This window comes from Methanobacterium formicicum (assembly GCF_029848115.1).
Taxonomy (GTDB): Archaea; Methanobacteriota; Methanobacteria; order Methanobacteriales; family Methanobacteriaceae; genus Methanobacterium; species Methanobacterium formicicum.
Genome location: NZ_JARVXG010000056.1, coordinates 10,001 through 32,500, shown reverse-complemented (window position 1 = coordinate 32,500; position 22,500 = coordinate 10,001). Strand labels below are relative to the sequence as shown.

Annotated in this window: 23 protein-coding genes (1 of these 23 running past the window's edge); 13 read left to right on the top strand and 10 right to left on the bottom strand. The window is 42.1% G+C overall.

Features of this window, described 5'->3' with window-relative positions; all coding sequences use genetic code 11:
- Nucleotides 1–327: 327 nt before the first annotated feature.
- The 8 genes from QC759_RS09675 to QC759_RS09640 all read left to right on the top strand — a co-directional run bounded on the left by QC759_RS09675 (nt 328) and on the right by QC759_RS09640 (nt 6,627).
- Nucleotides 328–1,656 carry a signal recognition particle protein Srp54 gene (locus QC759_RS09675; RefSeq protein ID WP_048072741.1) on the top strand — a complete coding sequence of 443 codons (1,329 nt, stop codon included), beginning with the start codon at nt 328–330 and terminating at the stop codon, nt 1,654–1,656.
- Between the two features lie 202 nt (nt 1,657–1,858).
- On the top strand, nt 1,859–3,079 hold the full coding sequence (locus QC759_RS09670) for a tRNA pseudouridine(54/55) synthase Pus10 (protein ID WP_048072742.1): 1,221 nt from the start codon (nt 1,859–1,861) through the stop codon (nt 3,077–3,079).
- 294 nt (nt 3,080–3,373) lie between these two features.
- Nucleotides 3,374–3,667, top strand: coding sequence for a 50S ribosomal protein L21e (locus QC759_RS09665; RefSeq protein ID WP_048072743.1), 294 nt, complete (start codon nt 3,374–3,376; stop codon nt 3,665–3,667).
- A 5-nt stretch (nt 3,668–3,672) separates the two neighbouring features.
- Nucleotides 3,673–4,011: an RNA polymerase Rpb4 family protein gene (locus tag QC759_RS09660; protein WP_048072744.1), complete on the top strand. Its 339-nt coding sequence runs from the start codon at nt 3,673–3,675 to the stop codon at nt 4,009–4,011.
- Between the two features lie 130 nt (nt 4,012–4,141).
- Complete coding sequence (locus tag QC759_RS09655; protein WP_048072745.1) at nt 4,142–4,723, top strand: DUF655 domain-containing protein; 582 nt, start codon at nt 4,142–4,144, stop codon at nt 4,721–4,723.
- A gap of 50 nt (nt 4,724–4,773) precedes the next feature.
- Complete coding sequence (gene rsmA, locus QC759_RS09650) at nt 4,774–5,613, top strand: 16S rRNA (adenine(1518)-N(6)/adenine(1519)-N(6))-dimethyltransferase RsmA (RefSeq protein ID WP_048072746.1); 840 nt, start codon at nt 4,774–4,776, stop codon at nt 5,611–5,613.
- Nucleotides 5,613–5,951: a carboxymuconolactone decarboxylase family protein gene (locus QC759_RS09645; RefSeq protein ID WP_048072747.1), complete on the top strand. Its 339-nt coding sequence runs from the start codon at nt 5,613–5,615 to the stop codon at nt 5,949–5,951. Before rsmA ends, QC759_RS09645 begins: the two co-directional genes overlap by 1 nt.
- A 73-nt stretch (nt 5,952–6,024) precedes the next feature.
- Nucleotides 6,025–6,627 carry a HemK2/MTQ2 family protein methyltransferase gene (locus tag QC759_RS09640; protein ID WP_048073865.1) on the top strand — a complete coding sequence of 201 codons (603 nt, stop codon included), beginning with the start codon at nt 6,025–6,027 and terminating at the stop codon, nt 6,625–6,627.
- A 113-nt stretch (nt 6,628–6,740) separates the two neighbouring features.
- On the opposite strand, the gene QC759_RS09635 is transcribed toward QC759_RS09640, so the two are convergent.
- Nucleotides 6,741–7,727, bottom strand: coding sequence for a hypothetical protein (locus QC759_RS09635; protein WP_279845653.1), 987 nt, complete (start codon nt 7,725–7,727; stop codon nt 6,741–6,743).
- 125 nt (nt 7,728–7,852) lie between these two features.
- Nucleotides 7,853–8,788, bottom strand: coding sequence for a hypothetical protein (locus QC759_RS09630; protein ID WP_231553439.1), 936 nt, complete (start codon nt 8,786–8,788; stop codon nt 7,853–7,855).
- A gap of 423 nt (nt 8,789–9,211) precedes the next feature.
- Between QC759_RS09630 and QC759_RS09625 the strand changes: the two genes are divergently transcribed.
- The 4 genes from QC759_RS09625 to amrS all read left to right on the top strand — a co-directional run bounded on the left by QC759_RS09625 (nt 9,212) and on the right by amrS (nt 12,245).
- On the top strand, nt 9,212–9,610 hold the full coding sequence (locus tag QC759_RS09625) for a Zn-ribbon domain-containing OB-fold protein (protein ID WP_048072750.1): 399 nt from the start codon (nt 9,212–9,214) through the stop codon (nt 9,608–9,610).
- Nucleotides 9,582–10,040: a sirohydrochlorin nickelochelatase gene (gene cfbA, locus QC759_RS09620; protein WP_048072751.1), complete on the top strand. Its 459-nt coding sequence runs from the start codon at nt 9,582–9,584 to the stop codon at nt 10,038–10,040. Before QC759_RS09625 ends, cfbA begins: the two co-directional genes overlap by 29 nt.
- A gap of 18 nt (nt 10,041–10,058) precedes the next feature.
- On the top strand, nt 10,059–11,120 hold the full coding sequence (gene thiL / locus QC759_RS09615) for a thiamine-phosphate kinase (protein WP_048072752.1): 1,062 nt from the start codon (nt 10,059–10,061) through the stop codon (nt 11,118–11,120).
- Between the two features lie 120 nt (nt 11,121–11,240).
- On the top strand, nt 11,241–12,245 hold the full coding sequence (amrS, locus tag QC759_RS09610) for an AmmeMemoRadiSam system radical SAM enzyme (RefSeq protein ID WP_048072753.1): 1,005 nt from the start codon (nt 11,241–11,243) through the stop codon (nt 12,243–12,245).
- Between the two features lie 80 nt (nt 12,246–12,325).
- Here the strand turns inward: amrS and QC759_RS09605 are convergent, their stop codons facing one another.
- Nucleotides 12,326–13,609, bottom strand: coding sequence for a UbiD family decarboxylase (locus QC759_RS09605; protein ID WP_048072754.1), 1,284 nt, complete (start codon nt 13,607–13,609; stop codon nt 12,326–12,328).
- A gap of 414 nt (nt 13,610–14,023) precedes the next feature.
- On the bottom strand, nt 14,024–15,073 hold the full coding sequence (purE, locus tag QC759_RS09600; RefSeq protein ID WP_048072755.1) for a 5-(carboxyamino)imidazole ribonucleotide mutase: 1,050 nt from the start codon (nt 15,071–15,073) through the stop codon (nt 14,024–14,026).
- 181 nt (nt 15,074–15,254) lie between these two features.
- Between purE and QC759_RS09595 the strand changes: the two genes are divergently transcribed.
- Nucleotides 15,255–16,982: a glycosyltransferase gene (locus QC759_RS09595; RefSeq protein WP_048072756.1), complete on the top strand. Its 1,728-nt coding sequence runs from the start codon at nt 15,255–15,257 to the stop codon at nt 16,980–16,982.
- A gap of 235 nt (nt 16,983–17,217) precedes the next feature.
- Here the strand turns inward: QC759_RS09595 and mmp11 are convergent, their stop codons facing one another.
- From mmp11 to hacA, 6 genes are all read right to left on the bottom strand, one after another.
- Nucleotides 17,218–18,150 carry a methanogenesis marker protein 11 gene (gene mmp11, locus QC759_RS09590; protein WP_048072757.1) on the bottom strand — a complete coding sequence of 311 codons (933 nt, stop codon included), beginning with the start codon at nt 18,148–18,150 and terminating at the stop codon, nt 17,218–17,220.
- 88 nt (nt 18,151–18,238) lie between these two features.
- Entirely contained in the window at nt 18,239–18,649 is a 411-nt protein-coding gene (gene ribH, locus QC759_RS09585; RefSeq protein WP_048072758.1) for a 6,7-dimethyl-8-ribityllumazine synthase, read from the bottom strand.
- Between the two features lie 200 nt (nt 18,650–18,849).
- On the bottom strand, nt 18,850–20,049 hold the full coding sequence (locus tag QC759_RS09580) for an aminotransferase class V-fold PLP-dependent enzyme (RefSeq protein WP_048072759.1): 1,200 nt from the start codon (nt 20,047–20,049) through the stop codon (nt 18,850–18,852).
- Nucleotides 20,050–20,268: 219 nt separating this feature from the next.
- The gene (locus QC759_RS09575) at nt 20,269–21,255 is read right to left on the bottom strand and encodes an isocitrate/isopropylmalate family dehydrogenase (RefSeq protein WP_048072760.1); all 987 of its coding nucleotides are present in this window, start codon (nt 21,253–21,255) and stop codon (nt 20,269–20,271) included.
- 102 nt (nt 21,256–21,357) lie between these two features.
- A complete protein-coding gene (locus tag QC759_RS09570; RefSeq protein WP_048072761.1) occupies nt 21,358–21,867 on the bottom strand; it encodes a 3-isopropylmalate dehydratase small subunit in 510 nt (169 codons plus the stop codon).
- A 92-nt stretch (nt 21,868–21,959) separates the two neighbouring features.
- Nucleotides 21,960–22,500 carry the final stretch of a homoaconitase large subunit gene (gene hacA, locus QC759_RS09565; RefSeq protein WP_048072762.1) on the bottom strand. 710 nt of this gene lie beyond the right edge of the window, so only the last 541 of its 1,251 coding nucleotides appear in the window; its start codon lies off the right edge, out of view — the gene reads right to left on this strand; the stop codon is at nt 21,960–21,962.

Below are 22,500 nucleotides of genomic sequence, written 5' to 3'. Positions count from 1 at the left end.
TTCTGTTATTATCAAACACCTTACCAACCATGGACTATGGTTTTAAGGACTTCAATGTATTGTTATAAATCCTTAATATATATAATGTGTTTTGTGTAAATTCTTATCTAGTTAACTGGTAAACATTATATTATATGTAAGTGAACAATCCAAAAATTATTTTATATATTATATATTAAATTAGATGTAGAATTAAGTGTATTTTTATAAGGATTTTACAAGGAGTTTAAATAAAATTTACGCAAGTAGACTGCTAATTTTATAAATAAACGCAGGACTACTCACCATCTATCATTACTACTAAGATTTACATCCTGGTGATTAATTATGTTGGGCAATCTGGGGAAAAATCTGACCAAAACCATGAAAAAACTGGCCGGAATGACCATTATCGATGAAGAAGTGGTTAAAGAGGTCATTAAAGATATTCAAAGGGCTTTAATTCAGTCTGATGTTAATATTAAACTGGTTCTGAATTTATCCAAAACAATTGAAGACCGGGCCCTTAACGAAGAACCCCCTAAAGGGGTAACCGCCAAAGAACACGTCATTAAAATTGTTTACGATGAACTGGTTAATCTTTTAGGTGAAAAAGCAGAAGAAGTTGAAATTGAAAAGAAACCCTACAAAATACTCTTTGTAGGGCTCCAGGGAAGCGGGAAAACTACCAGTATTGGTAAAATGGCCCGGTACCTCCAAAAAAAGGGATTCAATCCAGCCATAATCTGTACCGACACCTGGAGGCCAGCAGCCTACGAACAGCTACGTCAACTAACAGAAAGTCTCAATTTACCCCTCTACGGAGACCCTGACAATAAAGATGCCCTTGATCTAGCCCGGAAAGGTTTGAAAGAGTTCAAAAGACAGGACCTTATCATTGTGGACACTGCGGGGCGACATAAAGAGGAAAAAGATCTTTTAGATGAGATGGAGCAGATATCAGCCGTGGTAGAACCGGATGAAGTGATGCTGGTCATTGATGGTACCATTGGGCAGCAAGCCCGGGAGCAAGCCCTGGCCTTTTCCCAAACCACCAAAATTGGATCCATTGTAATAACCAAACTGGACGGGTCAGCCAAGGGAGGAGGTGCCCTTTCAGCAGTAGCGGAGATAGGAGCTCCCATAAAGTTCATTGGAACTGGTGAGCGTATCGAAGATCTGGAAGTCTTTGACCCGGAACGTTTCATATCCCGTTTACTGGGAATGGGAGACATCAGAACTCTTATTGAACGTGCCGAGGAAATCGAAGAAGATGTGGACCAAGAAGCCATGGACGCCATGCTCAGTGGTAAATTCACCCTGAAGGACATGTACAGCCAGTTCGAGATGATGAATAAAATGGGACCCATGCAGCAGGTGATGAACATGCTCCCCGGCATGGGAAATAAGTTACCCAAAAACGCTTCCCAGGTCACTGAGGAGAAACTGGGTAAGTACAAGATACTGATGGACTCCATGACTGAAGAAGAACTCACCCACCCCGAAATCATCAAACAGTCCCGGGTTAAAAGAATTGCCCGGGGTTCGGGAATGCGTAACGAGGATGTTAAGGAGCTTTTAAAATATTACCAGGTCACTAAAAAGGCCATTAAAGGCTTTGGAAAGCGAAAAATGGGAGGGCCACTGGGCCAGATGATGCGTCAGATGATGCGTTAACTTCTTCCCCTTTCCGACCCCTAAAACTAATTTCTAAGTGAATACAGTAGGGCCTAATTAGGATTATGTAAAACCATTGCCTATAACAATCAGGCCCAAATACTCCATATAATAAATAAATATGAATTTGAGGACATAAAAATCGAAATCAAACTCAACCAACCACACCAACATTCTAACTTTAACACTTCAGGAAGATATCATGAAAAATACAACAGATCAGGCCCGGGAAATAGTGGAACTCACCCAGGGAAACATTTGCAATCGCTGCCTGGGTAGGAATTTCTATCCCCAACTTTCTGGTAAGGATAATGCCGATAGAGGCACCTACCTGAAGGAGATTCTCAGTAGGGAAGATTCTATACCAAATAAAACAAAAAGTTGCCAGTTATGTGGAGATGTTTTTCTGGACCTGGAAAATACCTTGGAGAAAATAATAAGCATTATTGAAAAGTCTCAAGTAGAATTTTCAACTTTTCTGGTGGGTTGTCGTCTCTCCCCTGATATACTGGAAAAAGAAAAAGAATTACAGGAAATAACTGGTTCCACCAGTGACAGTTTGAAAAAAGAGATTAACCGAGAATTAGGTAAAGAACTGGAAGTTCGTCTTAACCGTGAAGTGGATTTCGATAATCCCAACCTGGTGATAATGATGGATTTTACCCGTAACTGGGTGGACCTCCAGACAAATCCATTGTTCATGGAAGGGAGGTACCGCAAATTATTACGAGGAATCCCCCAAACCCGTTGGCCCTGCCGCAAATGCCGGGGAAAGGGGTGCGAGAGGTGCAATTTCACCGGTAAGATGTACCCTGAATCTGTGGAAGAATTAATAGCAGAAAAAGTTCTAACCGCATCGAAGGGCAAAGAATCCAGATTCCATGGAGCGGGTAGGGAAGATTTGGATGTTAGGATGCTAGGCGGGGGAAGACCATTTGTACTGGAAATAAAAGAGCCCAAGGTGCGTGACCTGGACTTGGAAGAATTAACCTCCCAGATCAACCATCACTGCCAGGGCAAAGTGGAAGTCCTTCAACTGAAAATGGTGGGTAAAGACCGCAGAAGTGGGGTTAAAGCATCTTCCACCGAAACCTACAAGGTCTACCGTGCACTGGTAGAACTGGAAGAGGAAGTTTCACCGGAACAGACCGATGCCCTCAACTCCCTTAAAGTGATAAAACAACGCACCCCGGTCCGAGTTTCCCACCGGAGAGCAGATAAAATCAGAACCAGAGAAGTGAAGGACATCAAAGTCAAAATACTGGATCCAACCCATTTAGAATTGATTATAGACTGCGAAGGTGGATTGTACATCAAAGAACTCATATCCGGGGATGAAGAACGTACTCAACCAAGTGTGGCCTCCCTTCTAGGTACTGGTGCCCAGTGCATAGAGTTGGATGTTCTGGAGGTCAACATTTAGCACCACCTAAGGATAGTTTTATAAACTGCGATACATCATAAATTAATTCAATCGATTTCAAAGAGCCCATTAACCACCGAAAGATTCCTACGAATTTTATCTTAAATTACGAGGTTAGGCTTTATAAGAGCGGATATCATAAATTAACAAGTGTTATCCACATATACATCCCCAGAGGTTGAATTCTGCACCTAATAATCTAGAAGGAGCAGGACGACTCTAAATAAATAAATTGAAGGCAAATTCAATAATAAATTTAATAACCCATTTCATGGTGAAATGGAGGTTTTGAAAATGACTCAGAGATCAAGAGGTTTTAGAAGTAAAACAAGATACAAACTTAAAAAGACTTTAAGAGCAGGGAGAAGCAATCCCATAACTAAAAAAATTCAGACCTTCCAGGAAGAGGATCTGGTCCATATAATAATCGACCCCAGCGTGCATAAAGGTCAACCTCACCCACGTTTCCATGGTAAAACCGGTAAAATCGCTGACAAACGAGGTCAAGCCTACATTGTAGCCATAAACGATGGAAATAAAGCTAAAAAATTAATTATACGACCTGAACACCTCAAAATACAAGAGTGATGGTGATGATTGGGAAAAAAGTTCTGGAAACCGAACCCATACCCCTGGCCAAGGTTAAACCACTGCTGGAAGATAGAGAAAAAGTTCATGAACTTAACTATGAACAGAATCTAGCACTGGATCATGTCACCAAGTTCTCCAAGGTACCAGTGGAAAATGCAGAAAAGCTGGTAGCGGAACTGGAAGAGATCATCAAAAAGACTCAGGCCATTAAGATAGCAGATATCATGCCTGAGGATATGGATGATATGCGACTGATTTTTGCCAAGGAAAGGGGATCCCATAAAAAGGAAGAACTCGAAGATATACTGAAAATTGTGGATAAATACCGGGAAGAAGAGTAAAAACACATTTTTTAAATCTTTTTCCTTCGAGTTTACCCTTTATATGGACTGTGAAATCGACTTAATAATTCCGAATGATAATAAGTCGGAATTGACTGTAACATTTATTAAATTAATTCAGGGTGGTTAAATGGAGGATTATGCTATCATTTTAGACTATTTACCTCTGGGTTATGTTAAGGAAGGATCGAATTCATACAAACGTAAACCTGTGGCCCAGGCCATTGGTACTGATGAATTCACTCTGTTGGAGTTAACACCAAAGGATGATGCAAACCTGGATATTCATGAAAAGGTTTACATTGGGGCTGGAAAACGTGAAAAGATCGCCAGGGTTAACCGCAGGCTCCCCTTCAATAAGATGACCTCAACCGCCAAAATAGAGCTGAGCTACGTTATTGAAGAAATTATAAAAGAAAAAGAAGAGAAATATGTTCAGTTCTTCAATGAAGCTGGCCCTATATCCACTCGATTACATCAGATCGAACTGTTACCAGGAATCGGTAAAAAACACATGTGGGACATTATCCAGGCCCGGAAAGAAGCCCCCTTCCAGGACTTTGAAGATGTGAAGAAAAGAGTCCCCATGCTATCGGATCCAGTTAAACTTCTGGCCAAGAGAGTGCTACTGGAACTGGAAGCAGCTGAAGATAGAAAGGGCAAAAAGAAATACATTCTGTTCACCCGCCCCCCCAAACGAAAATTTAATTAATTTTTCATTTTTATAATCTATTTTTAAACCGGGTTTAGAAGATTAGGGAAATGTTGGCTAGAGAAACCTCACAGTTGTTGAAGAAACACCAGATAAGGCTGGATCGTAGGAAAGGCCAAAATTACCTCGTCAACGACCATATTTTAGCCCGGATTGTGGAAAGTGCCGGGATCACTACCGGGGATGTTGTGCTGGAAATTGGGGCGGGTATTGGTACTTTGACCATTCCCCTGGCCAGGAAAGCATCTAAAGTATTGGCTATTGAACAGGATAAGAAAATTGCCCGGGTCCTTTCGGAAAGGCTCCGTGACCTGCAAATTAGTAATGTAGAGGTTTTAGTGGGTGATGCTACCCGTATTGATTTCCCCCCATTTAACAAGGTTGTATCCAACTTACCCTACCAGATATCTTCACCCATAACTTTCAAACTCCTTAATTACCCCTTTGAGTATGCTATTTTAATGTATCAAATGGAATTTGCCCAGAGAATGGTGGCTCAACCAGGTCAATCCAATTACTCGCGCCTTTCAGTGATGATGAACCTGTGCACACACACTGAACTCCTCTTTAAAGTTCCTAAAAATGCATTCATACCCCCACCTAAAATTTCATCAGCGGTTATCAGGTTAGTTCCCCAGAAAAACCCCATGGTAAATGAATTCTTCATAAACACTTGCCGGGCCCTGTTTCAGCACAAGAAAAAGAAAGCAAGCAAAGCTTTAATCCAATCATTCCATGAGATATCTGACCGGGACATGGAACGAAGAGATATACGGGATATTATCCATAAAATAGACCACCAACTTATGGAGGAAAGGGTCTTTAAGTTGAAGGGGGAAGAAATTTTAATAATTTCTGCACAACTCAAAGAGTTAATGGAGGATATTTAATGGAGAGAAATAGTGGAGAAAATAAAAATCCTTTTCAAATATTTCAGGAAGAATTCCCAGATCTGGCGGGTAGTTTCAATGAATTGGTGGACGCACAACGTTCTCTGCCGGGAATGGACCCTAAAACCAAACAACTGGTGAACATCGCTATTCAGACCGCTAACCGCAACCCTATCGGGGTTAAGATGCATTCAATCATGGCTAAAAGCCAGGGCGCTTCTCGAGAAGAGATATTAGGAGCGGTAGTTATGAACCTCCATCTTTCCGGTCTTGCATCGGTGTTGGATTGTCTTCCCGCTGCAATTGAAGGTTTAGAATCCACAGAAATTGTTAAATAGAGCAAAAATTATATGTTTCTCCCCAATTTCCACAGTGAAAATTGAAGTTTCAAATAAAAAAAAAGGATTTAACATGTTAGATTATAATGGAATTCATTACCAAACCCATCCCGAAGTTTACGAGCCTGCCGAAGATACCTTTCTCTTTGCTGAAAATCTCCAGGTTAAAAGACGAGACCGTGTTTTGGAGATTGGAACCGGAACCGGTATCATCGCCCTAATCGTCGCCCGGAAATGCCGTACAGTGACTGCCACCGATGTGAACCCCCATGCCATTGACTGTGCCCTGAAAAATATCATCAACAACAAGACATATAACGTGGAACTGAAAAGAGGTAACCTCTTTGAACCGGTAAAGGGTGAAAAATACGACCTTATCCTATTCAACACTCCCTACCTCCCCACTTCCGAAGAAGAAAGGGTTGAAGATGAATTGGAAGCAGCATGGGATGGTGGCGAAGATGGTAGGAAAATTATTGACCAGTTCTTAGAGCTTTTGCCCCACCACCTCAACCCCGGGGGAAGGGTGCAACTGGTACAATCTTCCCTATCAGATATTGATAAAACTCTGGAAAAACTAGGGGAAATGGGTCTGGAGGCATCAGTCACTGCCCGCGAAAAGTGTTTCTTTGAAGAAGTGGTGGTTATAACTGGGAAACTAGAACCAAAAACCTGATCCCCCACTATTTATCATGTCTTTTGAATTCTCCACTGGACATTGCCCATATAAAGTGGTGACTCCCTAAAATCTAAATCCACCCCCTAATAACTAAATCCCTTATGCAGGGTTTAAGTCCAGATTTTAAGAATAAAATAGCAGGGTTGGGGATTTAGATACTGGAACTTTATATTTTCCGGATCAGTCCCCTTGGGAAATCCCGCCAGGTAAGTGTTAAAGGATTTATTCTGATTTCCAGAGGAGTGCACATGAAACCACAGTATGGCTATGGTTTCATTGGCAGCAATCTCCTCAACTAAATTATTAACAAGAATTGGCTTGTTTTGAAAGGTATGATGTTCCTCAGTCATGTTTTCCGGCCGATCAATTATCCAAAATGCCGTTGAATCCCCTACACACACCGGATCAGTCATTATATAAAGGTCAGTTGAATTCAACAGGACAGGAGTGACCTTAAAAGTATAGCAGGCCCATCCCGATCTTTGATTCTTGTAATCCACTCCTGAATGCTCTTTATCCTCCTCAACACCCGAGTGGGGACATTTTTCTCCCAACTGTTTCTGTTCCCAGAGGGAATCCCTGGCATTTATAAAGACTAAAATGCTGGTATTATGGTAATTGCAGAGAACAGTACGGTTTTCCACTATTATTCCCGAGGAATTATAGTTTTCAGGGATATCTTTCACCGTGATTGGTTCTAACGAGGAATCTTCTGGATAGATCACCATGGTAGATTTACAATACCGGGGAATCACCCGATCCACCATCAATTCATCATAGTTTTCTTTCAGGCAGTTTATCTTAGACATACTCAGGATATTCGATTTAGATTTCAAAGGGGAATCTGTATCTAACAGTCCCGGGGTAACACCACTCAAATCACCGGCTCCATCCCAATCTTCTGGAGATCCCGGAGTTTTGGTTAACATATCGGCACTAGCCCGGGCAATCCTTTCCAAAGAAGCCTCGTGAGAACTATCATCCATTTTAGATCCTATCATATCCATGGCATCAGCCGAAACACCCAAAACAACGGTGATTATGATAAGGGCCAGCATTAAATCTACAGAAAATACCATTCCACCTCTATCAACCAACCACTTTCCCCAAATCAAATTAATTCCCATCAAATAATCCCCCCCAGATGGATCCTTGTAATTTTGATAATACTCCTTTGAAATACTCTTCTTCAGGAACCGGACCATTATATAACGCCCTGAAACTAACAAACAGGCAAACCATATTTTGAACGGTGGGAATTGTCCAGATAAAGTTTGAAATACTCTTTTCCATCAAAGAAATACAGGATTTCCTGGCCAGAATAGGTTCCATCCCCGGTATCATTAAAAATTACATGGTCCGATGAACTGGGTGCCTTGGAGGAATTATTGGAAAGAGAAAGGGATGGTGCCGGGATTATGAATGTTTCCATTCCATAATGGGAGCAAACACCCTTTCCCTCCAGCCTGCAAAGAAAACAGGACCCATCACTGCTTTCATGGTAAAAACCATTCTCTATACAATTTTTCAGGTTCACCAAGTCTTTGCTGTTTCCATGGAGAATGTAAGGATCATAGGGGCATTTTTTAATAGATAACGGAGACGTAGCATTTTCATAAGCCTTAAAATTTTTTACTCCCCTTGATTCTAAATATTTGGCCAGGCTGGAGCCATAAACTATTCTATCACCACCGATAGTCATATTTCCATGGGTTTTGCACTTAACGGAGGGGAGTGGATCGTAAATAGGGTAAGATCCGTTGGTAAGAGAAATATTATGACTCATATTCAGCTTATGCTTCAGGGCCCCCTTTTCAACGGTGATCTTTGATTTGAACTCCACACTGAATGGATCGTAACTGTTGTCCACCCTCAATATTTCACATTTGACCTCCATCCCATTGGCCGGGTACCTGGAACAAAAAAGGTCCATCCTCTGCTGAAACTCATCTTTAATTTCCTTTCTGCTGTTTGAAAGTGGATGTCCACTGTTAATGACCTTTAATGATTCATCCCGGAGTACTTCCCTTCCTATAATGAGGGAATTTACTTCCACATCTTGGCTGACTACCAGGATCTCGTGGGAGTTTAATGTGGACTGTTGAATCTCATTTTCCTGCCCCACCACATCTACCATTACTATCAGCAGGATAAACACAGGTAATATCAGCAAAAATGAAAATATACTCATTACATAGCCCTTATTATCCATTTTTTTGCCTGTTTTTTGGTGGTACCCCCGATAGGGAGAATTTGATATGAACTTAATTATTATGTAATATGTAAAAAGTAATACAATATAAATGTATTTATAAAACAGAAAATTATATTACTATTCCGGTTAACTAAAATGGTAAAAACGAAAAGACAATTTTATTCCCATAAATTAATACCGAATCCCTAGATATCCTCCTAATATTATTACTGAACAGGGAATTATATGGCGGGAAATCATAAAACATTTAAAGACATCAAGATTATATAAGGATTTATATGAATTAGATCAATACAATAAAACCTAATTTAATTACTGAATTTTTTTAACTGAACAATTTAATCAAAAGCTTAGCGAGGTATGTATATGAAAGATATTGTAAGAGGCTGGCGTCACATCTCCCAAAGGTATAATCTCATTGGATCAAAATGTTTACAATGTGGTGAGGCATTTTTCCCCATGAGGGTTATCTGCCCAGAATGCCGGAGGAAAGGCCAATTAGAACCTATAAAATTCAGTGGAAATGGAAAAATAATGAGTTATTCTGTTATACACACCCCCACCGATGAATTTAAAAACATATCCCCATATGCGGTTGCTATTATTGAATTAGAAGAAGGAGCTAAAATCACCAGCCAAATAGTGGATTGTAACCCTGATAAAATTGAAATAGGGCAGGAAGTAGAACTGGTATTCCGGAAAATCCGTGAAGAAGGCGATGAAGGAGTAATCTCCTATGGCTACAAATTCAAACTCAAACAGTAAAGTGGGAATTGTGCTGGTTGGTCACGGCAGCCGATTACCCTATGGTAAAGATGTTCTCAGCCAGTTAGCAGAGATTTACAGGCAAGAAAGTGATAATCCGGTGGAAATAGGATTCATGAATATGAACAAACCATCCATTCCCTCCTCCATAAACAAACTGGCCGAGATGGGAGTGGAAAAGATTGTGGTAACCCCGGTTTTCCTGGCACCGGGAGTGCACACCACCGAGGACATCCCCCGTATTCTGGGATTGAAAAACAATGGGGATGAATCTCATGGACACCACCACGAGCATGGGCATGGCCACAGCCACGACCACGGGGAAACTGAAGAGATCCACTTTCAGGGGAAAATAATATACACTGACCCCCTGGGTCCTGATCCCAAAATAGTTTCCATAATAAAAGATAGGGTTAATGAAGCCCTTTAAGATATTTTTTTAAGGATAATGTCTTCTAAAGATCTTAAACCTGAGGAAAATCTTAAAGTATCCAGTATTGGTGAGAAAAAGCTAATCAAAAGACTTCTATCCCGGAGTCTTTCTCTCCAACCAAATTCTCCTTTTTTTGATGAATTTTCTTTTAAAAGTCTCAGTGATGATGCCGCACTCCTAGACATGGGTGATAAATATTTAGTAGTTACGTCTGACCTTTTATTGGAATCAGCTCATTTTCCATCTGATATGAGTCCTTATGAAAAGGGCGTGAAGGTGGTGACAGTTAATGTTAGTGACCTGGCCGCTATGGGGGCCCAACCACTGGGTTTCATACTGTCTTGGGGACTACCCGCGGATCTTCCCCTTACTGACTTTGATGGGATAATGGAAGGTGTGCTCCAATCCTGCCAGGAATACGGAATGGGACTCATTGGTGGCGACACCAACCAATCTGATGAATTAATTCTTAGTGGAACCTGTTTGGGGACTGTAGATAAAGAACATGTGCTTTTAAAGGAGGGAGCCCGTCCCAACGATGTGGTAGCAGTAACCGGTCCCCTGGGCGTGGCTGCAGCCGGATTAGAATTTCTACTATCACCCCCCACTTTAAAGGAAGATTTAATAAAGCATCTTAAACCATCCACCCAGAAACTAATCATAGACCATGCTCTAAGGCCACATGCACGCTTAAAAGAGGGTATTATGTTGGCAAACACCGGGAGGGTGACTTCGGCCACAGATATTACGGATGGTCTGGCCAGTGAAGTGGGTGAACTGGTGGAGGCCTCCCCCACTAATGTAGGGATAACCCTTTTTGAGGATTCCATTCCCATCATACCTGAGGTAGAAGAGGCTGCTGCTGCACTAGACCAGGACCCCCTGGATCTGGCCCTTTATTATGGTGAGGACTTTGAACTCCTTTTAACTGTGCCTCCAGAGGATTTCAAATATTTAAAGGAACAGATGGAACTTCATGAGGTGGGAGTGGTTACCAGTTCCGGGAGTATGGAAATAATTGATAAAGCTGGAAAAACAAAAATATTAGAGTCAAAAGGTTACCAGCACTTAGGGTAACCCTCATTTAGTCCAAGAGTTGGTTGTAAATGCCCAAGTGTTGGTTGTAAATAATATTTATCAAAACCTACCCTTAATTTATTGAATCAGGGGTTATTATAGGAAACAGGGGGTTTAATCATTAAAAGGGAAGCAATGCTTTATGAAAAATTGGATGGAGTATTGAACTGCCAAGTATGTAATAAACGCTGCGTTATCTTTAATGGTAAAACTGGTTTTTGCAATATGCGCCGTAATGAAGAAGGTGTGATGTACAGTTTAAATTATGCTGCAGTTTCTTCCATGGCCGTGGACCCCATTGAAAAAAAGCCCCTATTCCATTTCTATCCCGGTAGCTTATCCTTCAGCCTGGGAAGCGTGGGGTGCAATTTCCGCTGCCCATACTGTCAGAACTGGTCCATATCCCAGGCCAGTTTAGAGGAAATCGGAGTCAGGGACATTCTGCCGGAAGAGGCCATAACTATGGCTCGGGCCAACCACTGTAAGTCCATTTCCTGGACCTACAACGAACCCACCATGTGGTTTGAATACACCTATGACTCGGCTAAACTGGCTCAAAAAAATGATCTGAAAACTGTTTACGTTACCAATGGTTATATGAGTTCAGAAAGCCTGGATATTATTGCTCCCTATCTGGATGCAGCCAACGTTGATCTGAAGGGGATGTCTGATAAATTCTACACTGAACTGTGCCAGGCCCATCTGGATCCTGTGCTGGAAAACATCCAGACCATGCACGATGAGGGCATCCACGTTGAGATCACCAATCTGGTGATACCCGGATACAACGATTCTGTAGAAGACCTCCAGGCTCTGGTGAAGTTTGTGGCTGAGGTAGATGTGAACATTCCCCTGCACTTCACCCGTTTCTATCCCCATTACCACCTAAGCAATGTACAACCTACCCCGGTGGGAACTCTGGATAAAGCCCAAAAAATGGCTAAAGAAGCAGGAATAAGGTATGTTTACGTGGGAAATGTCCCGGGAAGTAATGGGGAGAACACCCACTGCCCAGATTGTGGAGAACTGCTCATAGAGAGGAATGGATTCACTGTTGAATCTGATAAACTTAAAAAAGAGAAGAAATGTCCCAGTTGTGGGACAAAAATCCATATTGTTTCCTAGAAACGAATATTGCTTATTTTATCGCTTATTTTTACCATCAATCATTAAAAGGGAATGAGAATTTTTTCAGGGCCCCGACTTTAATTGGAAAAACTGACCCGCTCGAATTTCTCCAGTTTATCCAGTGGTTTGGTGGCATCCACCCCCACCTTGGTGGTGGTTCCATCGGATTGGGCACAGGGATCCAAAGACGATCCCCGTGCTCCAGGGACAATGATGATATCTTCATCCCCCTTCACCCTGGTGGCAATGGCGTATTCCACATCTTCGGCATCGAATATGTCCACATCCTCATCCACCACCACACAGTGTTTTAAGGAGGGGTGAGCTGCAAGAGCAGCCATTATAACGTTTTTACCATCACCCTGGGTTTGTTTCTGGATAGATACTGCTGCATGTAGCCAGCAACATCCCCCTTCAGTGAGGGCCACGTTTTTAACTGTGGGTACGGTGTTTTGGACTGAACTGAAAATCCTTGGCTCTTGAGGAAGGCCCTGCAGGAGTTTATGTTCAAAACCAGCAGGCATTATAGCGTGGTACATTGAATCATGACGATAATGCATCCTGTCCAGTTCAATCACCGGTTCCATTCGTACCACATCGTAGGTATCGGTTAAGTCCACGAATGGGCCTTCTTCCGCGCGTTCATGGGGCATCATCCTTCCTTCCAACAGAATTTCACATTCCGGAACCTCTATATCCACAGTTTCACATTTTACAAGATTCATTTTGCCCTGGTGGAAGTTGTTGGCCACTTCCAGTTCGTCCACGTTGATAGGTACGGAAGTGGTGGTGGCCAGAAGGGTGGCAGGGTGCAATCCAATGGCTATGGCCAGTTCCAGTGGTTGATCAAGGGCTTCTGCCCTCTGGTGGTAGGTGTAAAGGTGTCGGGGGACAATGCGTGCCGTCAACTTGTCTTTTCCCAGGACCAGCATACGGTGGATGGAGGCATTCCGCACCCCAGTTTCGGGGTCCTTGGCAATAATCACTCCCGAGGTAATGTAGGGCCCACCATCACGGGGATAATAAGTCAATATTGGGAGTTTAGATAGGTCCGCAGCTTCAGATACCGTGAAGGTATCCTGCACACTTTTGCATTCCCCAAGGGGTAATGGGTTACTGATAGCCTCCATTATTCTCTGGGTGATCCCCGGGATATCAGTATTTAAAGCCCGGGCTATTTTTTCCCGGGTATTGCACAGACCGGATACTACTTTAATATCAGATTCCCGAATATTTTCCATTACAATAGTATCTTTAGGATTTTTTTTCATGAATTCAGCAGCTTCAAGGTTAACTGAAACCTCTTCTTCAATTTTAATGGTATCGTAATCTTTTTCAAGAGTCTTTAAAAATTCTCGCATGAAAACACCTGCCTACAGTTAATCACGGGTTACATAATAAACATATTAGAACATCAGGGTTAGAAATATCAGACCATCAATATCCGATATAATCTGGGGTATGAACCATCAGTTCGTGGAAGTTCCCCTTTCAACTTCTTTTCATCCCCACCCATTTACCCTAATTATATATTTGGCATATTTCTGCATTATATTTATGGGATATTCCCCTCTGAAAATGTGGGGGAACAGCTCGAAACAAGGTTATAAGCCAGTCCGGAATAAAATTGAACCTGATCCTTAAACCTGATCTTCAAATTAATTCTAAATACCATCCAACTTTTGCGGTAAATCTAAGTAAACTTAATATTATGCCTGGAAATTGAAAAAATAGGGATTATGTCCAGATAATGGAAAGGAGGATTAAAAAAAATATTATCTTTTACAGTTAATATTGCCCTTGAAACGTAGAAGGTCTTTTTTTATAACCTTATCTCCTATTCCCAACATTTCAGCGGCAAGTATAGCAGCATTACCTCCAGAATCCACACCCATAGTGGCTACGGGAACTCCCGGAGGCATGTTTACCATAGAAAGTAGTGCATCCATTCCTTCCATTTTAATGGCACATGGGACCCCTATAACTGGTTTTTCGGTGTAAGCTACCACCGCTCCAGTTACATGGGCTGATAGGCCAGAAATGGCAATAAATAGCTGGGCATCCCTGTTTCTTTTAAGAAAATTCTCAAACTTATCCGGAGATCTGACTGGTGATACCACCGAAGAGTCATAAGTGATGTTTAGTTTATCCAGGAACATGGTGGTTTTTTTAGCCACTTTAATATCACTGTAACTTCCCGATATAACTGCCACCTGGGGAGGGAAAATACCATCCCTCATCTTACCGGGATGGGTGTTTATTCCCTTTTCACCATGAAAATCTTCATTGGTTACTTCTTCCACTGAACCCGGTTCTATTTTAGAGTAGTATTTCCCATTCATCTGGAGAAATAGTTTTTCCTCATCTTCCGCGATCTTTGAATAAAAATCCCGGCGAAAAGATGCCAGTTTTTCCCGAACACCAGCATCATGAATACCAATTATTTGAGCAGCCAGTATGGCTGCGTTTTCACCCCTATCCACCCCTACAGTTGCAACCGGGGCACCTAGAGGCATCTGGACCGAAGCAAAAAGAGCATCCAGCCCGGCTACTTTAACATCAACCGGGACCCCGATAACCGGTTTATGTGTAATCCCTGCGATTATGCCAGGAAGATGGGCTGATAGTCCTGCTATCCCTATAAATACTTGCACTCCATTTTTCGCTGCACTGGTAACTATTTTTTTAACCTTTTCATGGGTACGGTGCGCCGAGGCCACCCGGAGATCGTAGTATATTTCCAATTTTTCCAGAATGGCAGTGGCCTTCTCCGCAATTTTAAAATCTGAAGCACTACCCAGTATGATCATAACCTTTGGTTCCATTATTAACCTCACTTCTTTAGTATAATTCCAACAGGAATTTAACTGACCCTTTATACAATAACACTTTGCTTAAACTGATAATAAAAGTTTTAGTTAAATGAAGTAAAGAGAAGAGAAATCTTATATAATCTTATAAAGTAGTTTGTTTAATTAGTAGTATAGAAATAGAGGTGTAATTTAAGTGTATTGGATTGTTCTATTATTTGTACTGTTCATTGCTTCGGTGAAAACCAGAAGCTCAAAAAAACCAATGACTGTTTCAGTCATATTGCCCGCTTACAACGAAGAAAAAACTGTTGCCAGCGTGATAAAAACTGTACAGGCATTGAATTACGTTGATGAAATAATTGTAGTCAACGACGGATCCCTGGATGCCACTGAAAAAATGGCAAAAGAGGCGGGGGCTACAGTTATAAGCCACACTAAAAACCGGGGTAAAGGTGCCGCTATTAAAACTGGTTTTAAAAATTCTAAGGGTGATGTGGTTGTATTTTTGGATGCCGACCTCCAGAAACTGAACCCTCAGCAGGTGGATAAGATGATCCGGCCCATCCTGAATGATGAAGCCGATGTCACCAAAACCAAATTCAAAAGGGAAGCAGGGAGAGTAACTGAGCTAACAGCAAAACCATTGTTAAGTTTTTTCTTCCCTGAAATCAAGTTTGAACAACCCCTTAGTGGCCAGTTTGCCGCTAGAAGGTCCTTCCTCAGTAATATAAATCTGGAAGATGACTACGGAGTAGATGTGGGGATTGTCCTGGACGCCGATGTAATGGGTGCCCGGGTTAAAGAAGTGGACATTGGTAACATTACTCACTCCATGTCCTCCCTGCACGAACTGAACATAGTGGCCACTGAAGTGGTACGTACCATTGTGGACCGTGCCAACAGCTACGGTAGAATAACCATGATCGACACCCTGGGAAAATCCATTAGAATGGGTGTTCTAGGACTTTCACTTACCACTCTAGGATTCTTTTTCGTCTTTTTCATACGAATACGCCCTTCCTACCTTGCCCTGTACATAGGGCTGGCCATAATCATAATAGGGATTATAATTGCCGCGTATTACGTTATCAAAATTATCAGAGCTTCAATTAAAACCATTTTAAGGCCTGATGATAAGTCCCGGAATCTGAAATCCTTTTTTTACATGCATTCCCCCCTCATTGTCTCGGCACTCATAATGTTTGCCGTCTTATTCACCATGCTAGGCTCGGTGCACGTGGACGAGGGTAAAATATCCATTGAACCTGCTGCCAGAAACGTTATATTCTGGAAGCAACCAGTGGAAAATCAGACCATTGATGTGCGGGGCCCTTACACCGTGGACAGTGCCCTGGAGAATGAGTTTTCTATTATTAGAATGCCACAGGATGCTCTGAATACATTGGAGTTGGGGTACGGGGATACGATTACCATCAATGGGGAGACGTATACCTTGAATCAGACTATTCCCGGTGAGGATAGCATACTGCGAATTCCATATGACGCTCGAAACGCCCTGGGGATTAACATTCGGGATGTTATTAGGGATACTGATCTGCGAAATTATTTCCAGGATCTTTATGCCCAGAAGAACCTCCCTCTAACCACCTCCAATATGACAGTGACTGAAGGCCTTATAGTTAAAAACACGTTAAGCGATGGTAAAATAATCAATTTGTACCTTAACAATGAAAAAGTAGGCACAACTACGGGAATACTCAAAGATGGGGCCTACAAGATCTACGTGAATGGTTACCTTTACAAAACCATCCAGATCAATAACAGCAGTTCCCAGAAGACATTCCTAGTGACTAAAGGCAACAACGTGGTGAAGATCGAGATTGCAGGAGATGCCAAGTCCAGTGCAGAACTCCCCACCTCCAATAGTGGAATTTTATTCAACTTCAAGTTCAACAGTTGAATGAATTCTCACATTTCCCTTTATCCCTTATTCTCTATTTTTTTATTAAAAATTAATTTTTAAGCTTGTTTCATAGATGGGAAACTGGAAAGGCAATGCCACCTCATTCAGACAAATAAACAGCTCTGATAAAAAAAATAGGTATAAAAAAGATATTTAAAAAAGGGTGTTAAAGAGGGATACTTAAAAGATAATTTTAAAAAATAAAAAAAAATACAGAGTGTCAAGGGTGTGTTCAGTAGTAAACCTTGACTGCCTCTTCAATATCGTTGTAAACACCCAGAGCAGCTAATGCTCCTATTTTTCCCTGGGAACCAGTGACTTCTACCAGTTCCACCCCTGCATTTTTTGCTACTTTTTCAGCTTCTTCCACAGTTAACATAGACCTCTTAGCAGATTTTCCATACTCTCTCAGCTCATCAGGAACATTCAGACCTTTAAGAACAGCAATGGCTGTTTTATCGGATAAAGTTTTTTCTTTGAGTAAACCAACCACCTTCTGAACCAGGGCATCCTTTTCTCCCGGGTTCACTGCGAAAACCAGGGCAATGGCCACACAGTTCTGGGTTTTATTGGGATTGTGTGGATACAACTGTACTGTGACATGGTCCAGATAATTATAGCCCTGCCTGGCAAGTTCTGCGCCAACATTATGGGCTAAAGTCCAAGTAGCGCCTTCCTCTTTGGTGTCAGTGTCATCAACGCCAATGACTATCTTCTCCATTCTGGGGGTGACCACGGTTGCTCTTCCCACCTTGGATCCTCCCCCTACGTCCTGAAGTTCTACCCTTTTTACACCTTCGGCCATTCCCCGGCACATGGCAGCACCCACACCGGCTCCAGCCAGTCCGGCATGGACAACCTTCACTTCATCATCATCCACAGAGACTTCTTCAATCCCCGCCGCGTGTAAACTGGGTTTGAGGCTTAAATTAGATTTTCCAACTTTAACCAGGAAAGTATGTTTATTCCCATCTCTTTTAGCATTCAGTACTATGTCGCTGCTATGCTGGTACTGGTAGATCATCCACTGGGATCCCGAGATACAGGGATGGTACTCCACAATCTCCACCTTCTGGTCATCCACCATGGTTATGACCTTTTCGTAGGGTGCAATCCATGGATCTTGAAATTTATCCTTTAAATCTCCGGGGGTGAGTATTTCCATAAACTCTCTCCTAAAAATGACTAATTAATTAGACTTTAGATGGACCTTGAAAAATTAATAAAAAAAATAAGGGATTTAACCAATCCCACTATTTGAGCCGGTCCGTCATTTTGACTACGGCTTCCACTGCACGTTTGGCGTATTCAACCCTCTGATGGGCTTCCAGACGGGTCATGCCTGGTCCGGTGATTCCCAACCCCACTGGTTTATCATAATCCAAAGCCAGGTCTGCTATCTTACGGGAAGCATGTTGAACCACGATTTCATCGTGGGAAGTGGCACCTTCAATTACTGCCCCTAAGGTGACCACAGCATCAATATCATCCTGTTGCAGGAGTTTCTTAATGGCCAAAGGCATATCAAAAACCCCCGGAACGGTTATTACTTCTGTGATTTCAGAGTCTAAAAATTTAGCATGCTCTTTAGCTAATTCTAACATCATATGAGTGATGTCATAATTAAATTCTGCAACTACGGCCCCTATTCTAACTTTTACCATTATATTGTCTCCCAAATTTATTTATAATATGTGATTTTTCTAATTTTCATTCTATCAATCATGAATGAGTGGTGGATTAATCAGTTCATTAAAAGGCGATTAAATCATCAGTACATATCCTGCTATGGAACTTAAAGCCATGAGTACCACTATGAAAATTGCTATCCATTGAGGTCTGGTCATTTATTTTTTCTCCTTGTCTAGTTATCCCCCAATTTAGAAACCTTTTTGATGGTGTCCACCAATGCATCTATTTCCTCCAGAGTATTGTAATAATGCATAGATGCCCGAACTGTTCCATCCAACTCGTAAGCCCCGATATGCTTTATGGAAGGTATTGCACAGTGAAAACCACTCCGAACACATATGGATCTAGTTTCATCCAGTATTTTGGCCACGTCGTGGGGGTTTATATTATCTATATTGAAGGAAACAATACCATAAATATTTTCTGGACTGCCGTAGAGGGTGACATTTTTCACATCCTGGATCCCCTGGTACAAGGCCTCGGTAAGTTTCTTACCATGTTTTTCCAGTTTAGATAACCCTATTCTTCCCAAATAATCTATAGCCGCACCCAGACCAATGAACCCCGCTATATTTTGAGTTCCTCCCTCAAAACAGGCCGGGGCCTCGGCTAAATTAAAATTATCAAGTGTTACATTTTCTACTGTGCCCCCTCCCAGGAGTAGGGGTTCCAGTTCATCCTGTGAATCTTTCCCACAGTAGAGAAACCCCGTTCCCACTGGACCAAGTAGTGCTTTGTGTCCAGGGAAAGCCACAAAATCTGCTTTTAGCTTCTTAACATCCACTTTAAAGTGGCCAACAGATTGGGCAGCATCAATAAGATAAAGTGATCCCCTGTCCTCTGTGATTTCCGCTATCTCCTCCACTGGTTGCACGGAACCAATTGCATTGCTGATATGGGTGATGGTTACCAGCCGGGTGTTTTCATCCACGGCCTTATCAACTGCATCCGGGTGAACAATTCCATGTTCATCAGCATTGACCATCCTCAGTTCCACTCCCTGGCGTTTTAAGTTGATCCATGGAATCAGATTGGAGTGGTGTTCAATGTTGGGAACCACGATGTTATCCCCCTTCCCAATCTTCAGGCTATGGGCCACCAGGTTAATGGCTTCGGTGGTGTTTTTAGTGAGTATTATCTCGTCCGGTTCTGAATTCACGAAGCGGGCCATCTTGGTCCGGGCTTCTTCCATCTTTTGGGTGGCCTTATTTGCTATGCCATAGGCACCTCGGCCTGTATTGGCATTGTAATTGTAGAAATAATCGTTCATGGCTTCCACCACTGGTCGGGGAGTAGGGGTGGTGCTGGCAGCATCCAGATAGATTACCTCTTCCAGTAACGGAATATCCCTTCTAACATCAGCTGTTTTCATTATATACCTGAAAAATTCTTTTAAATTGGTTATTAATATGGAAGAAATGGTATATATTTATTAAATTTGAAAAAAGTTATTTAAAAACGTGCCCCCTGGAATATTTTGGATATCAGGGGTTAAATATCCATAAACTATGTGTGAATGTAAAAAATGTGGAAAAAATAGATTTAAAAAGGTGTAGAATTAAAAAATAAAATTATTCTACAAATTATTAGTTTATTTTTCCAGTTTACTTCTGATTTCGGCTGCCATTTCCATGGTGGAGGCACTGCCGCCCAGATCCACGGTAACCACATTACCTTCGGCCAGTACATCGACCAGGGCATTTTCTAGTTTACGCGCGGCTTCATTTTCTTCCAGGTAATCCAGCATTAACACCGCAGATAATATCATGGCCGAGGGATTGGCAATTCCTTGACCCGCAATTCTTGGTGCTGAACCGTGAACTGGCTCGAATAATCCCTGTTTATCTCCGATATTAGCTGATGGAATTAATCCCAACCCTCCCACCAGCCCGGCTCCCTCGTCAGATAGTATGTCTCCAAAGAGGTTGGTGGTGACAATTACATCAAACATGTCTGGTTTGGTGATGAAGAACATGGCCGTGGCGTCCACGTAGCGGTCATCCAGTTCCATATCTGGATAGTCTTCAGCTACTTTGTAGAATGTTTCTTTGAATAGTCCATCTGTTTTTTTAAGGACATTGGCCTTGTGCACTGCAGTTACCTTTTTCCTACCGGTTTTTTTAGCGTATTCGAAGGCATATTTACATATTTTCTCCGCGGCCTTTCGGGTGGTAACCCTCAGCGCAGTGGCTCCTTCTTCTGTTTCTTCTTCCAGACCAATATACAGTCCTTCTGTGTTTTCACGTACTATGACAAAGTCCAGGTTGTCAAAAAGAGATTTTGTTCCGGGATAAGATTTAACTGGACGCAGATTCACGTATAAATCTAATTCCTGCCTCATTTTAACAATCACATCAGCTGCTGATTCTCCTGCTGCACCAAATAAACATGCCTGGGATGATTTTACTATATCTACTGTTTCCTGGGGCAGTGGTACCCCGGTTTTCTCCATGTATTCGTCCCCAGCATCAGCAAATGTGTAATCAAATTCCACATCTATTGCTTCCAAAACATGGAGGGTGGCCTCCATTACCTCTTTTCCAATCCCATCTCCAGGGATTACTGCTATTTTATACATATGAACACCTGCTTAGTTATTATTTGCATTTTCAGAGAATTTAATTTATTATAAATACCAATTATCCCTGAAATATTTTTATTAATTAATTTAACGCGTTTTTCAATCCTTTATCTCTGCAAGGTGGTTTTTCAGGTAGCTGATTAACCCTCCTTCACTCATGATGCCCATCATAAATTCGGGTAGTGGTTTTATTTCAAACTCCTTGGAATTGGTAACATCCTTCAAAACACCTTCATCTATGTCTATCTGGATTTCATCCCCCTCCTCTATATTTTTAGAAATCCCTTTGGCCTCTATGAGGAGTAATCCTATGTTTATGGAGTTTCGGTAGAATATTCTGGCGAATGATTCCGCCACCACTGCCGATATTCCCGCCCCCTTTATGGCTATCGGTGCGTGTTCCCGGGATGATCCGCAGCCGAAGTTTTTCCCAGCCACTATGATATCCCCCTTTTCCACTTTTTTGGCGAATTCAGGATCATGACCCTCCATAACACAGGCTGCCAGTTCTTCTTCCCCGGTTAAGACCAGATAACGGCCGGGAACAATAATGTCGGTGTCAACATCATCGGGGAATTTCCAAACCTTTCCTTTAAGTACTTTGTCCATAATTACCACCTTTTTAGTATATTACGATGCTTGGATACTTTTTATCCTTTGAAATTTTCTCATTACGCTTCTTTGAAGGAATAAAATTTAAATTATCTTGGATCTGCTATTTCTCCCCTAATTGCCGATGCTGCAGCCACTGCCGCCGAGCTCAGGTAAACTTCTGCTTCCGGACTTCCCTGTCTACCCTTGAAATTCCGGTTGGAAGTGGATAAACTCACTTCTCCAGGCCCCAGGAGTCCGACATGGCCCCCCAGGCATGGTCCACAACAGGGGTTACATACCAGGGCTCCAGAATCCACAAAGATGTTCATCAGGCCCTCATCCAGTGCCTGACGGTAAATTTCACGAGAGGCGGGTATTACCAGCATCCTTACTTTAGAGGATACCTGTTTTCCCTTCATGATTTTGGCCGCAACCCGTAGATCCTCCAGTCGTCCATTGGTACAGGATCCAAGGAAAACCTGGTCTATGGGTGTTCCTTCCACTTCACCCACTGGTTTAACATTGTCTACATTGTGGGGGCAGGCTACTTGTGGTTCCAGGTCGCTGACGTCTACATACATGGTGCTTAATGATTCTGCATCTTCGTCTGTTTGGAAAACTTCATAAGATTTGTTAGTCCTCCCTTTA

What these genes read in the sequence shown, in the direction of transcription:
- QC759_RS09660 (WP_048072744.1), top strand. Translation starts at nt 3,673, where the DNA reads ATGATTGGGAAAAAAGTTCTGGAAACCGAACCCATACCCCTGGCCAAG.
- cfbA (WP_048072751.1), top strand. Translation starts at nt 9,582, where the DNA reads ATGGCTACAAATTCAAACTCAAACAGTAAAGTGGGAATTGTGCTGGTT.
- QC759_RS09675 (WP_048072741.1), top strand. Translation starts at nt 328, where the DNA reads ATGTTGGGCAATCTGGGGAAAAATCTGACCAAAACCATGAAAAAACTG.
- QC759_RS09605 (WP_048072754.1), bottom strand. Translation starts at nt 13,609, where the DNA reads ATGCGAGAATTTTTAAAGACTCTTGAAAAAGATTACGATACCATTAAA.
- QC759_RS09575 (WP_048072760.1), bottom strand. Translation starts at nt 21,255, where the DNA reads ATGTATAAAATAGCAGTAATCCCTGGAGATGGGATTGGAAAAGAGGTA.
- QC759_RS09665 (WP_048072743.1), top strand. Translation starts at nt 3,374, where the DNA reads ATGACTCAGAGATCAAGAGGTTTTAGAAGTAAAACAAGATACAAACTT.
- QC759_RS09645 (WP_048072747.1), top strand. Translation starts at nt 5,613, where the DNA reads ATGGAGAGAAATAGTGGAGAAAATAAAAATCCTTTTCAAATATTTCAG.
- QC759_RS09580 (WP_048072759.1), bottom strand. Translation starts at nt 20,049, where the DNA reads ATGAAAACAGCTGATGTTAGAAGGGATATTCCGTTACTGGAAGAGGTA.
- QC759_RS09655 (WP_048072745.1), top strand. Translation starts at nt 4,142, where the DNA reads ATGGAGGATTATGCTATCATTTTAGACTATTTACCTCTGGGTTATGTT.
- ribH (WP_048072758.1), bottom strand. Translation starts at nt 18,649, where the DNA reads ATGGTAAAAGTTAGAATAGGGGCCGTAGTTGCAGAATTTAATTATGAC.
- rsmA (WP_048072746.1), top strand. Translation starts at nt 4,774, where the DNA reads ATGTTGGCTAGAGAAACCTCACAGTTGTTGAAGAAACACCAGATAAGG.
- thiL (WP_048072752.1), top strand. Translation starts at nt 10,059, where the DNA reads ATGTCTTCTAAAGATCTTAAACCTGAGGAAAATCTTAAAGTATCCAGT.
- QC759_RS09640 (WP_048073865.1), top strand. Translation starts at nt 6,025, where the DNA reads ATGTTAGATTATAATGGAATTCATTACCAAACCCATCCCGAAGTTTAC.
- QC759_RS09670 (WP_048072742.1), top strand. Translation starts at nt 1,859, where the DNA reads ATGAAAAATACAACAGATCAGGCCCGGGAAATAGTGGAACTCACCCAG.
- QC759_RS09625 (WP_048072750.1), top strand. Translation starts at nt 9,212, where the DNA reads ATGAAAGATATTGTAAGAGGCTGGCGTCACATCTCCCAAAGGTATAAT.
- purE (WP_048072755.1), bottom strand. Translation starts at nt 15,073, where the DNA reads ATGGAACCAAAGGTTATGATCATACTGGGTAGTGCTTCAGATTTTAAA.
- QC759_RS09570 (WP_048072761.1), bottom strand. Translation starts at nt 21,867, where the DNA reads ATGGACAAAGTACTTAAAGGAAAGGTTTGGAAATTCCCCGATGATGTT.
- mmp11 (WP_048072757.1), bottom strand. Translation starts at nt 18,150, where the DNA reads ATGGAAATACTCACCCCCGGAGATTTAAAGGATAAATTTCAAGATCCA.